The sequence below is a fragment of the Bacillus sp. V33-4 genome (genome assembly GCF_002860225.1).
GTDB lineage: Bacteria > Bacillota > Bacilli > Bacillales > Cytobacillaceae > Bacillus_BJ > Bacillus_BJ canaveralius.
On record NZ_PGVC01000047.1, the window covers coordinates 11,835 to 24,397 of the forward strand.

Consider the following 12,563-nt stretch of genomic DNA (forward strand, 5'->3'; position numbering starts at 1 on the left):
GTGGTCTGGCCACTTAATCATTTTTTATTGCTCATTTTAAATATTTTTTTATTCATCGTTTATTTTACTCCGCGCTTTGACCGGATTGCTTGAGCGTTACGAACAAGGGAGGTTTCATTTTGCTCAAAGAGATTTTCACAAAATCAAAGAAGAAAAAATATGCGACTATACCATCGGAAACAGCAAAGCAGGATGTTCCGGAAGGAATCATGACGAAATGTCCGAAATGCAAGAAAATCATGTATACGAAAGAGCTTGTGAAAAATTTAAAGGTGTGCACACACTGTGGTCACCACCACCAAATGAATTCTCAGGAACGGATCGAAAGCTTTCTCGATGAAGGAAGCTTTCAGGAATCAAATAAAGACATGGTCTCGAATAATCCGCTTGGCTTTCCCGATTATATAGAAAAACTTGAAAAAGACCGCCAAAAGACGAATATAAATGAGGCTGTCATTACAGGGACCGGTACTGTTAACGGGATTAAGACCGTTGTCGCTGTCATGGATGCGACCTTTCGAATGGGAAGCATGGGTTCGGTCGTCGGGGAAAAGATTACCCGGGCGATTGAGCAAGCAGATGAACTTTCGCTGCCGTTTATTATCTTTACGGCTTCAGGCGGTGCCCGAATGCAAGAAGGGGTGCTCAGTTTAATGCAAATGGCGAAAACGAGTGTCGCTCTAAAAAAATTCAGCGATAACGGCGGTTTAATGATTTCGATCATGACCCATCCGACAACTGGCGGCGTCTCAGCGAGCTTTGCGTCCCTTGGTGACTATAATATTGCTGAGCCTGGTGCACTGATTGGTTTTGCCGGCCGGAGAATTATTGAACAAACGATTCGCGAAGAATTGCCTGAGGACTTTCAAACCGCAGAATTTTTATTGAAGCATGGTCAGCTTGATGCTGTCATCCCAAGGGCAGATTTAAAGGACCAAATCGGGGTAATCCTTGATATCCATACACCTGGAGGTGACCTGAAGTGGTAGGAGAGCTCGAATTCGAGCGGCCGGTTATAGAATTAAGGAAAAAAATAACCGAGCTAAAGGAATTTACGCAAAGCACTGATGTAGATTTGTCTTCGGAAATAGACAAGCTTGAAAAAAGGCTTGAAAAGCTTGAGAAGGATATATACGAAAATATAAAACCTTGGGACAGGGTTCAAATTGCCAGACACCCAAACAGGCCAACAACACTTGACTATATTCAGCTTTTGTTCAGCGATTTCTTTGAAAGCCATGGAGACCGTACCTTTGGTGATGATCAAGCCATCGTTGGCGGGATTGCAAGGTTCCATGGAATGCCGGTCACGGTTATTGGCCACCAGCGCGGAAAAGATACGAAGGAAAATATTCGCCGCAATTTTGGCATGCCCCATCCTGAAGGCTACCGCAAAGCATTAAGGCTAATGAAGCAGGCCGAGAAGTTCAACCGGGCAATTGTATGCTTTATTGATACGAAGGGAGCTTATCCCGGCAAAGCCGCTGAAGAACGGGGTCAGAGCGAGGCAATTGCCCGCAATCTTTTTGAAATGGCAAGTTTGTCAGTGCCGATCGTATGCATTGTCATCGGTGAAGGAGGAAGCGGCGGCGCGCTTGCACTCGGTGTCGGCAACCATATCCACATGCTTGAGAACTCGACCTATTCAGTGATTTCCCCTGAAGGAGCAGCCGCCTTATTATGGAAAGATGCATCCCAGGCAAAACGGGCAGCTGAAAGCATGAAAATAACCGCCCCTGATTTAAAGGAACTTGGGATCATTGATCAGATTATTTCCGAAGTCAGAGGGGGAGCCCATAATGACGTCAAGCAGCAGGCAGCGGAAATCAATTCTATCCTAAAAAAATCATTAAAAGAATTATCCGGACTCAGTGGTGAAAAACTTGTCGCCCATCGTTATGAAAAGTATAAAGCAATTGGTGATTATTCGTTTTTAAATGAAATGGCCGGGGTAAACTAAAAACGTGCTCTTTTATAGCACGTTTTCTTTTTTAGTAAAAATGTATTATTTTCACTAGGAATATGTAGGTAACAGGGACTTTTCAGTGAAATTTTCTCGAGAAAACGCTTCCAGTTAACCGATAATTCCGTCTATATCAGTTATGTTGAGGATTCTGTTGAGATAAGGGAATCTTCATGTTATTTTAGAAATATTCAAGGGTGTTCTGTAGATAATGGAAAAGAGGCTGTGGACCACTAATAATCGGTCAAAGCACCCTGCATATTTGGGACTCGTCAGGCTTGGGATGAAGAGCCTGCAGTTGCCTGGCATCTGATGTGGGTAATTACTTTTACATATTTTTTAATTAATATCGGGGTGATGACAGTGAAGAGAATCGGAGTATTGACAAGCGGCGGTGATTCGCCGGGAATGAATGCAGCTGTTCGCGCGGTTGTCCGGAAAGCTATATACCATAATATTGAAGTTTACGGTGTTTATGGAGGATATGCAGGGCTTATCAGCGGCAATATTAAAAAGCTTGAACTTGGTTCAGTCGGGGACATTATTCACCGCGGCGGTACAGCTCTTTATTCAGCGCGCTGCGAGGAGTTTAAAACGAAGGAAGGCCAGCAAAAAGGAATTGAGCAATTAAAAAAGCTTTCCATTGACGGGCTTGTTGTCATTGGCGGAGACGGTTCGTACAGGGGGGCAAAAGCGTTAACAGAGCAGGGCTTCCCATGCGTCGGTGTTCCCGGCACGATCGATAATGATATTCCGGGAACTGAATACACGATCGGCTTTGATACAGCTTTAAATACGATCATTGACGCGATTGATAAAATCCGAGATACTGCTTCCTCCCATGAAAGAACATTTGTCATTGAAGTTATGGGACGAAATGCCGGGGACCTCGCTTTATGGTCAGGCTTGGCAGGCGGTGCGGAAACGATCCTGATTCCTGAGGAAGATTATGATATAAGTGAAATCGCAAGTCGCCTCAAAAAAGGCCAGGAACGTGGCAAAAAGCACAGTATTATCGTGGTCGCTGAAGGCGTGATGAGTGGAGAAGAATTTGGAAGACAAATAAAAGAAGCAATTGACTTTGATACTCGCGTTACCGTGCTTGGACATGTGCAGCGCGGCGGCTCACCGACCGCTTTTGACCGGGTCCTGGCAAGCCGTCTTGGAGCGCGTGCCGTAGAGCTTTTAATAGATGGTAAAGGCGGACGTGCTGTCGGAATAGAAAATAACCGGCTTGTAGATTATGATCTCATTGAGGCATTGGCAAAGGAACATACGCTGGATCTTGACTTATATAAATTATCAAAGGAACTTTCAATATAATAAGTCCCTCATTTTACAGGAGGTTTAATGAAGATGCGAAGAACTAAAATCGTTTGTACGATTGGCCCTGCAAGTGAATCGGTCGAAAAGCTCTCTCAATTAATAGAAGCGGGGATGAATGTAGCCCGGTTGAATTTTTCACACGGCAATTTCGAGGAACATGGCCAGCGGATCAAAAATATTCGTGAAGCAGCAGAACGCAGCGGGAACACCGTGGCGATTTTGCTTGATACAAAAGGTCCTGAAATTCGGACCAATGATATGGAAAATGATGCAGTTGAATTAACGGCCGGCCAGGAGATCACGGTATCAATGAACGAGGTTCTCGGAACAACACAGAAATTTTCGGTTACATATCAAGGGTTGATTGACGATGTTCATACGGGTTCAAAAATTCTGCTTGATGACGGCCTGATCGCTTTGGATGTTATCAGAATTGATAAAGCAAATAATGAAATCCGGACAAAGGTGTTAAACGGCGGAGTATTGAAAAACAAAAAAGGTGTGAATGTTCCTGGCGTAGCAGTTAAGCTCCCGGGTATTACAGAAAAAGACGCGAACGATATCCTATTTGGCATTGAGCAGGGGGTTGACTTCATTGCGGCTTCTTTTGTGCGCAGGGCGACCGATGTTTTGGAAATTCGCCAGCTTCTTCAGGATAATAATGCTTCGCACATCCATATCATCCCGAAAATTGAGAACCAGGAGGGCGTCGATAATATTAATGAAATCCTCGAGGTTTCTGACGGCCTAATGGTTGCCCGTGGTGATCTTGGAGTGGAAATTCCGGCCGAAGAAGTGCCGCTTGTCCAAAAGCAGTTGATCAAAAAATGTAATGCTCAGGGAAAACCGGTTATTACGGCAACACAAATGCTTGATTCCATGCAGCGCAATCCGCGGCCAACCCGGGCGGAAGCGAGTGACGTGGCGAATGCCATTTTTGACGGAACTGATGCGATTATGCTTTCCGGTGAAACGGCGGCAGGCTCATATCCGGTTGAAGCGGTCCAAACAATGAATAATATTGCCCGCCGTGCGGAAACGGCTTTAAATCATAAAGAGATCCTGTCAAAACGAAGCAAGGATAACGAGCATAATATTACCGATGCAATTGGAGAATCGGTTGCCCATACGGCTCTTAATCTGGATGTGCATGCGATCATTACCCCAACTGAAAGCGGTCATACGGCAAGAATGATTTCCAAGTATCGCCCGAAGGTTCCGATTGTTGCGGTTACCTCGAATGATTTTGTCTGCAGGCGCCTGGCACTTGTTTGGGGTGTGTATCCTCAATTGGGTAAAGAGTCAACAACGACAGATGAAATGCTTGACCGAGCCGTAGCAGAAAGCTTGAACAGCGGAATTGTTAAAGCTGGGGACTTAGTTGTCATTACAGCCGGCGTACCGGTCGGCGAGGCTGGTACTACGAATTTAATGAAAATTCATGTAGTCGGTGATGTTCTCGTAAAAGCGCAGGGTATCGGCCGGAAGTCAGCATTCGGCAAGGTTGTTGTTGCCCACAATGCCCAGGAAGCACTTGCAAAGGTGAAAGACGGTTCAATATTGGTGACAATCGGATCGGATCGGGAAATGGTGCCTGCGATTGAAAAATGCAGTGCGTTAATTACTGAAGAAGGCGGCTTAACAAGCCATGCCGCTGTCGTGGGATTAAGCATTGGCATACCTGTCATTGTCGGTGTCCAGGACGCCACAAAGATATTCACAGACGGCCAGGACATCACCGTTGATTCTGCCAGGGGAGTCATTTATAACGGTCACGCAAGCGTTCTTTAATAAATATGGGAGAGGCGGAGGAAGCCCCGCCTCTCTTTTTGTTTGTTGTTTTTTACAAAGAGATCGTATAATAAATGAAACGGACTTGTGTTTATGCAGATTGCTGGAGGTAAAAAAATATGCGTTTTATTCTCTTGTTAGTGATCATTATACCTGCAGCGGAAATCGCTGTTTTAATGCTGTCAGGCCAAATTTTGGGCGTTTGGCCGACGATATTTTTAATCTTGTTTACCGGAGTTCTTGGAGCTTACCTGGCAAAGAAGCAGGGACTGCAAACAATTCGCAGAATCCAGGAGCAGCTTCGCTATGGTCAACTTCCCGGAGATGCCCTTTTGGACGGGGGCTGTGTGTTAATCGGCGGCACCCTGCTGTTGACTCCTGGTTTTATTACAGATGTGGCAGGGTTGCTGTTGCTGGCCCCGCCAACAAGAAAGGTTTTAAAAATCTACTTGTTGAAAGCTTTTAAAAAGTGGATTGACAAAGGGCATGTCACCATTATCAGATAACGATCGCTATTTGCTTGAGCCTTCAACTCGCCAATCGGCGAGTTTCTTATTTTTGAGATTAACAGTGCATCAACTGGTCATAAAGAAAGGGGAGTCTCCTATTAAAGGCTGAGCTCCCCAAAAAGTTTATTTAAAAATTATGCAGGCCGATGCTCGTCATCACCCTTTATAAAAGCCCAGAGGTCGCGAAAAACATTGGCTTTATGCAGAGTAGTTAATATGACAAGGGTTACGGGACCGATGATCAGGCCAAGAAAGCCGATCAGCTTGAAGCCGACGAATAAAGCAACGAGTGTTGCGAGCGGATCTATTCCTATGCTTGATGAGAGAACTTTGGGTTCCATTATCTGTCTTTGAACGATGACGATCAGATAAAGGACGCCAAGGCCTATTGCAAGACTGACATCTCCCGAGATGATCGAGTAGATAATCCATGGAACAAATACAGCTCCTGTACCGAGATATGGGATGATATCAACTAGCCCGGTGACAAGGGCAATGGTGATTGCATAGTCCACACGAAGGATAAGCAGGCCGATTAGAATAATAATGGTTGTAATCGCGATCAAGGTGGCCTGGGCTTTGGCAAAGCCAAATAAAGCCTTTCTCAGGTCTGCAAAAACTGTTTTGCCGCTTGTTTTGGCGCGTGTCGGAATAAGTTTTCCGAACCATGCAGAAAGCCGGTCCCAGTCTTTGCTGATAAAGAAAGTTGCAAGCAAGGAAAAAATTATTACGGTTGCCGCATTGGGAATCCACGAGATAACCGCGGGAATGTTTTCGAAAAAGCTTTTGATAAAAGTTCCTACGGTTGTCCCGATTGTTCTGCCGGCATTCTCGATATTGCTGATGATCGTATCCTGTTGACCTGCCCCCAGGTTGTTGAATAAGCCTGTCAGCTGGTTGTATAAAGGGATGAGTTGAGCAACGAAAAATTCTTCAATGTAATCAATTAGCTTGTCCAGATGTGTCGGTACCATGTTTGCAAGATAATCTGCTCCGGAGACGATTTCGGCAACAAGCAAAGTGATGAGACCGGCAAAAATGGCAATAATTATCGTTAAAGCGAGAATAACAGCAAGTCCTCTCGGGATACGTCCTTTTTTTTCAAAAAATCCAACGAGCGGATTAATGAAGAGCGCAATCAGAATGGCAATCAAAAAAGGATAAGTAACTTTTGATACGTGATAAACAGCAATCACGGATAAAACGATGATTGCGACAACAAAAATAAATCTTAATGATCTTTGTATGTATAACGGATTCAAAAATACCCCCCCTATATGAGCTGATTGTATGTAAACAACAACTGGTGCAATTTTAATATTCGTATTTATCATTTTAACATTTATTCTCAACAACCGCATTTTTTTCCTTCCAATTGTGAAGGCTAAGCGTCGATGGTGTGTGAAATAGTTATGGCAGCGGAAGTTGAAAATCCCTTGTTATGTTGCAATAATATTAACAGCGGAAGGGTGATCCATATGTCAGGGCCTTTAATATTTATGATTATTCTATTGGTCATAGGGTTTATAGCAAAAAACCAATCGTTAATGTTTGCTGTAGCGGTTCTGTTAGCGTTAAAACTGGTTGGTGTTGACTCGAAAATTTTCACTTATATTCAGTCAAAGGGAATCAACTGGGGAGTTACCATCATTACGATTGCCGTTCTGGCCCCGATTGCAGCCGGGGAAATTGGCCTGAAGGATTTAACTGCTGCTTTTAAATCGCCATACGCCTGGATCGCCCTGCTTTCTGGAATGGCCGTTGCTTTGATTGCAAAAGGAGGAATAACCCTGCTGGCGGAAGACCCTCATATTACGACGGCCCTTGTGCTTGGAACGATTTTGGCGGTTTCTCTTTTCAAAGGCATAGCGGTAGGTCCGCTGATTGGAGCAGGTATTGCTTATATAGCAATGAAAATATTTGAGCTATTCAAATGAAAGCAGGGATGCATTCAGTCTTTTCTCATTCGGCAATTTTAGCCTTTATTTTTTTTATAAAATAATAATTTTTTCACATTTTAGATTCTTTTCGTTCACAAAAATCTGATAATTGTTTATAATAGGACTTGTAAGCGCATGCTATCAATTTATTGTTTTGTTTATTTTTTAACTATCTGGAAATGTAAGCATTTTCTTTTTAGCCGTTTTCTGAGCAAGCGCTCGATTTGGCAAATAATAGCGTAATAGATGCAAAATTTGGTCTGTCGATCGGCCCATAAAGCCGGCTTATTGGGCCATATTCCTGGCCTTATATTACAATATCAGAAAAGCTTAATTTCTGATCTGCTGGAAATGGTTGGTTTCCAGCTCTATTATAATGTTTACAGACGAATGGGAATGGGGAATTTTTAATACGTAAAGGAGAGATTCTTATGACAGTAACAAGAGGTCTTGAAGGGGTAGTTGCTACAACTTCCTCAATTAGTTCCATCATCGATGACACTTTAACCTATGTTGGTTATGACATTGATGATCTGGCAGTAAATGCCAGCTTTGAAGAAGTTATTTACCTTTTATGGCATCGCAAGCTGCCAACCAGTGCCGAGCTTAAGGAACTGAAAACACAGCTCGCTGAAAATGCTGCATTGCCAAAGGAAGTACTGGACCATTTCAAAATGTATCCGATCAATAAAGTCCACCCAATGGCTGCGCTTCGCACTGCAGTGTCGTTATTGGGTTTGTATGATGAAGAAGCTGATTCCATGGATGAAGCATCAAACTATACAAAAGCAATCCGTTTACAGGCAAAAATGCCGGCAATTGTTACAGCGTTTGCCCGCGTTCGAAAAGGGCTCGAGCCTATTGCACCAAGAACGGATTTGAGTTTTGCAGCTAACTTCCTGTACATGCTTTCAGGAAACGAACCTGAAGATATTGCGGTCGAGGCGGTTAACAAAGCTTTAGTTCTTCATGCCGACCACGAATTGAATGCATCTACATTCACTGCGCGCGTTTGTGTGGCAACATTGTCTGATGTTTATTCCGGCGTAACCGCGGCCATTGGCGCGTTAAAGGGTCCTTTGCATGGCGGGGCAAATGAAGCGGTGATGAAGATGCTTACTGAAATTGGAACGTTGGATAATGTTGAATCGTACGTCGGGGGTAAGCTTGAAAAGAAAGAGAAAATCATGGGCTTCGGGCATCGAGTCTACCGGCAGGGGGATCCACGTGCGAAACATTTGAGAGAGATGTCGGAAAAACTTACGCATCTTACGGGCGAGCCGCACTGGTACGAAATGTCGACAAAAATTGAAGCGATTGTAACCGGGGAAAAGAATCTGCCGCCTAATGTCGATTTCTATTCTGCATCTGTCTATCACAGCCTTGGTATTGATCATGATCTTTTTACACCGATCTTTGCTGTGAGCCGTGTGTCCGGCTGGCTTGCCCATATTCTGGAGCAATATGAAAACAACCGATTAATCCGCCCTCGCGCTGATTATACAGGACCAGGCATGCAAAATTATGTTCCTATCGAGCAAAGGCAGTCATAAAGAATCTCTTTTTACTTTTTTGTCAAAAAGGGCTGTAGTAGAATAAGAGGGACCAAGGTTAGAAGTTTAAAGCCCTTCTAACCTTCGATTCAGTATAGAAAGGCCCGGCTGACATCTGGTTTAGCTGTCCAACTAAAGGACTGCGCAAACGACACATGGCCCGGGGCTTTTCAACGAACTTGGAGGGAAAAAAGAATGCAGGGTGAAAAGATTACGGTGAAAAACGGGGCATTAAACGTGCCTAATAATCCAATTGTACCTTTTATTGAGGGAGACGGTACAGGACCGGACATTTGGGCCGCATCTTCACGAGTTTTGGATGCAGCAGTAGAAAAAGCTTATAAAGGTGAGCGCAAGCTTGTATGGAAAGAAGTATTGGCCGGCGAAAAGGCCTTCAACCAAACTGGTGAATGGCTGCCAGCAGAAACTTTGGCAGAGATTAATGAATATTTAATCGCGATAAAAGGACCGTTAACAACACCAATCGGTGGCGGCATCCGCTCATTAAACGTGGCACTGCGCCAGGAACTTGATTTATTTGTCTGCCTGCGTCCTGTCCGGTGGTTTGAAGGGGTACCATCACCGGTTAAGCGCCCACAAGATACGGACATGGTTATTTTCCGTGAAAACACGGAAGATATTTATGCCGGCATTGAATATGCAAAAGGCTCGGATGAAGTGAAGAAATTAATTGATTTCCTGCAAACTGAAATGGGCGTAAACAAAATCCGTTTCCCTGAAACTTCGGGAATCGGGATCAAACCTGTTTCAGAGGAAGGTACAAGCCGTTTAGTCCGTGCTGCGATTGACTATGCGATTAAGGAAGGGCGCAAGTCTGTCACACTCGTACATAAAGGGAATATTATGAAATTTACTGAGGGTGCCTTTAAAAATTGGGGCTACGAGCTGGCGGAGAGAGAATACGCGGATAAAGTCTTTACGTGGGCCCAGTATGACCGTATTAAAGACGAGCAAGGTACAGAAGCTGCCAATAAAGCTCAGTCCGAAGCTGATGCAGCCGGCAAAATCATTATCAAGGATGCGATTGCAGATATCTTCCTGCAGCAGATTCTCACTCGTCCGAAAGAATTTGATGTTGTTGCGACGATGAACCTGAATGGCGACTATATTTCTGATGCACTTGCTGCACAGGTTGGCGGAATTGGGATTGCCCCGGGCGCCAACATAAATTATGAAACCGGACATGCCATTTTTGAAGCGACACATGGAACAGCACCAAAGTATGCCGGATTGGACAAGGTGAATCCTTCATCCGTTATTCTTTCCGGAGTATTGCTGCTTGAACATTTAGGGTGGACGGAAGCAGCGAATATGATCGTCAAATCCATGGAAAAATCAATTGCTTCAAAAGTAGTCACTTACGATTTTGCCCGTCTGATGGACGGTGCCACAGAGGTAAAATGTTCTGAATTCGGCGACGAATTAATCAAGAATATGGAGTAACATCAACAAGTTAACCGGGCGGTTGTTCTTAAACGAACGGCCGCTTACATAACGAACAATTGGAATGGGACAAAACAAAGGGGGAAATTGCAATGTCATTGAAACGCAAAAAGATTTCAGTAATTGGTGGGGGATTTACTGGTGCAACAACGGCCTTTTTACTTGCGCAAAAGGAGCTGGGCGATGTTGTGCTCGTTGATATTCCGCAAATGGAAAATCCGACTAAGGGGAAGGCTTTAGACATGCTTGAGGCCAGCCCTGTGCAGGGATTTGATGCAAACATTACCGGCACTTCCAGCTATGAGGACACAAAGGATTCTGATATTGTCGTGATTACTGCAGGGATTGCCCGGAAGCCTGGTATGAGCCGCGATGATTTAGTACAGACAAACCAAAAAATTATGAAAAGCGTTGCCAGCGAGATTGTTAAACATTCACCTGACAGCTTTATAGTTGTCCTGACAAATCCGGTCGATGCGATGACGTACACTGTTTTTACAGAATCCGGTTTCCCTAAAAACAGGGTCATAGGCCAATCGGGCGTTCTTGATTCAGCACGGTTCCGGACATTTGTCGCCCAGGAATTAAATGTTTCCGTTAAAGACATCACTGGTTTCGTCTTGGGCGGACACGGAGATGAGATGGTACCGCTTGTCCGCTATTCCTATGCAGGAGGCATTCCTTTGGAAGCGCTTATTCCGAAAGAGCGCCTTGAAGCAATTGTTGAGCGCACGCGCAAAGGCGGCGGTGAAATTGTCAACCTGCTCGGCAATGGCAGCGCCTACTATGCTCCGGCTGCTTCTCTCGTCGAAATGTGCGAAGCTATTCTTAAAGATCAGCGCCGTGTTCTTCCTTCGATTGCTTATCTTGAAGGAGAATACGGTTATGACGGAATTTATCTTGGAGTACCGACGATTCTGGGCGGTAATGGCATTGAAAAAGTAATCGAACTTGAATTAACCGCAGATGAAAAGGCAGCTCTTGATAAATCAGCTGAAGCGGTTCGCAATGTAATGACTGTTCTTGCTTAAGGGACGCTGTGCCGGTTCTTTCTGAAAAAGGGTTACTAAATTCGGGGGCTTTCCCCGAATTTTTTTTAAGCGAGTAATTTCACAATGTAATAAGCTAAACCGAAAACGAATTAAATTGTCTCAACAAACCAGGATGATTCAATATAATACTAATTTACTTTAAAATAATTGTTCGTTTTTCAATTAAGAAATGCTTTATGAAATTTATTCAAGCATGTTATAAAATAAGAATAATAGAAGTAGACTGAGGTAATATAATAAGAAGACCAGGTCTGCTTTTGTCGTTTCAGTATCATATGTAAAGAGGGGTGCGCAGGCGAATGTTACTCGGAAAAAAGCGAAAGCTCGGCAGGAGAATCGAAGAGATTTCGGTCGGTGAAAAGCTGACATTAACAGAAAAAATTGAGGATAAAGATTTGCTGCTCTTTTTAGGGTTAACGAATGATGCAAATCCACTTTATATCCAACATGATTATGCATCGCAAACGCCTTATAAAAAGCCGATTGTTCCGAGCATTATGCTAACGGGTATTATAACATCAGCTGTGTCGAAATATTTACCCGGTCCCGGCAGCCATATTTTAAAAACTGAGATTGAATTTACAAATCCGGTTTACCATTATGGAACCGTTCAATTTCTGTTTGAAGTGACAAACGTTAACAAAGAAAACAACACTGTTCAGATCACCATCCATGCCACGGATGAACATGGAGAAACCGTTATTAATGGTTCCGTTTCCGTGTGCCCTCCCTACGAACCGGCACTTGATAATTTTTGATCTTCTCTGGGATATGCAAACGCATATCTCATTTTTTATATCCGGAGAATGGGCTCGATTGCTCGCCCTTGAATCACGATTCCCCGGCGAGTTTATCGTAACTTATTTGAGTTTGATACATCAATTGCTCTTACATGCTGAAAATATATTATAATAAGCTTATGGATCTTGGATTCACGGCTTGATGGGGGAATTTAATTATATCGG

The 12,563-nt window shown here is 43.9% G+C and carries 11 protein-coding genes; 10 read left to right on the forward strand and 1 reads right to left on the reverse strand.

Annotated elements, in window-relative coordinates; genetic code table 11:
• Positions 1-119 precede the first annotated feature (119 nt).
• From accD to CVD23_RS16970, 5 genes are all read left to right on the forward strand, one after another.
• Positions 120-989, forward strand: coding sequence for an acetyl-CoA carboxylase, carboxyltransferase subunit beta (gene accD / locus CVD23_RS16950; protein ID WP_101578149.1), 870 nt, complete (start codon positions 120-122; stop codon positions 987-989).
• Entirely contained in the window at positions 983-1,960 is a 978-nt protein-coding gene (gene accA, locus CVD23_RS16955) for an acetyl-CoA carboxylase carboxyl transferase subunit alpha (RefSeq protein ID WP_101578150.1), read from the forward strand. Before accD ends, accA begins: the two co-directional genes overlap by 7 nt.
• A gap of 366 nt (positions 1,961-2,326) precedes the next feature.
• Positions 2,327-3,286 (forward strand): 6-phosphofructokinase, encoded by a 960-nt coding sequence (gene pfkA / locus CVD23_RS16960; protein ID WP_101578194.1) that lies wholly within the window; start codon positions 2,327-2,329, stop codon positions 3,284-3,286.
• A 33-nt stretch (positions 3,287-3,319) separates the two neighbouring features.
• A complete protein-coding gene (gene pyk / locus CVD23_RS16965) occupies positions 3,320-5,080 on the forward strand; it encodes a pyruvate kinase (RefSeq protein ID WP_101666657.1) in 1,761 nt (586 codons plus the stop codon).
• A 119-nt stretch (positions 5,081-5,199) separates the two neighbouring features.
• Positions 5,200-5,586 (forward strand): FxsA family protein, encoded by a 387-nt coding sequence (locus CVD23_RS16970; protein ID WP_101578152.1) that lies wholly within the window; start codon positions 5,200-5,202, stop codon positions 5,584-5,586.
• Positions 5,587-5,723: 137 nt separating this feature from the next.
• On the opposite strand, the gene ytvI is transcribed toward CVD23_RS16970, so the two are convergent.
• A complete protein-coding gene (gene ytvI, locus CVD23_RS16975; protein ID WP_101578153.1) occupies positions 5,724-6,851 on the reverse strand; it encodes a sporulation integral membrane protein YtvI in 1,128 nt (375 codons plus the stop codon).
• Between the two features lie 216 nt (positions 6,852-7,067).
• Here ytvI and CVD23_RS16980 point away from each other — a divergent pair, with 216 nt between their 5' ends.
• From CVD23_RS16980 to CVD23_RS17000, 5 genes are all read left to right on the forward strand, one after another.
• Positions 7,068-7,526: a DUF441 domain-containing protein gene (locus CVD23_RS16980; protein ID WP_101578195.1), complete on the forward strand. Its 459-nt coding sequence runs from the start codon at positions 7,068-7,070 to the stop codon at positions 7,524-7,526.
• A gap of 434 nt (positions 7,527-7,960) precedes the next feature.
• Complete coding sequence (citZ, locus tag CVD23_RS16985; RefSeq protein ID WP_101666658.1) at positions 7,961-9,082, forward strand: citrate synthase; 1,122 nt, start codon at positions 7,961-7,963, stop codon at positions 9,080-9,082.
• A 195-nt stretch (positions 9,083-9,277) separates the two neighbouring features.
• Positions 9,278-10,546 (forward strand): NADP-dependent isocitrate dehydrogenase, encoded by a 1,269-nt coding sequence (gene icd, locus CVD23_RS16990; protein WP_101578155.1) that lies wholly within the window; start codon positions 9,278-9,280, stop codon positions 10,544-10,546.
• A gap of 92 nt (positions 10,547-10,638) precedes the next feature.
• Entirely contained in the window at positions 10,639-11,577 is a 939-nt protein-coding gene (mdh, locus tag CVD23_RS16995) for a malate dehydrogenase (RefSeq protein ID WP_101578156.1), read from the forward strand.
• Positions 11,578-11,897: 320 nt separating this feature from the next.
• Positions 11,898-12,356 carry a MaoC/PaaZ C-terminal domain-containing protein gene (locus CVD23_RS17000; protein WP_101666659.1) on the forward strand — a complete coding sequence of 153 codons (459 nt, stop codon included), beginning with the start codon at positions 11,898-11,900 and terminating at the stop codon, positions 12,354-12,356.
• Positions 12,357-12,563: the final 207 nt, after the last annotated feature.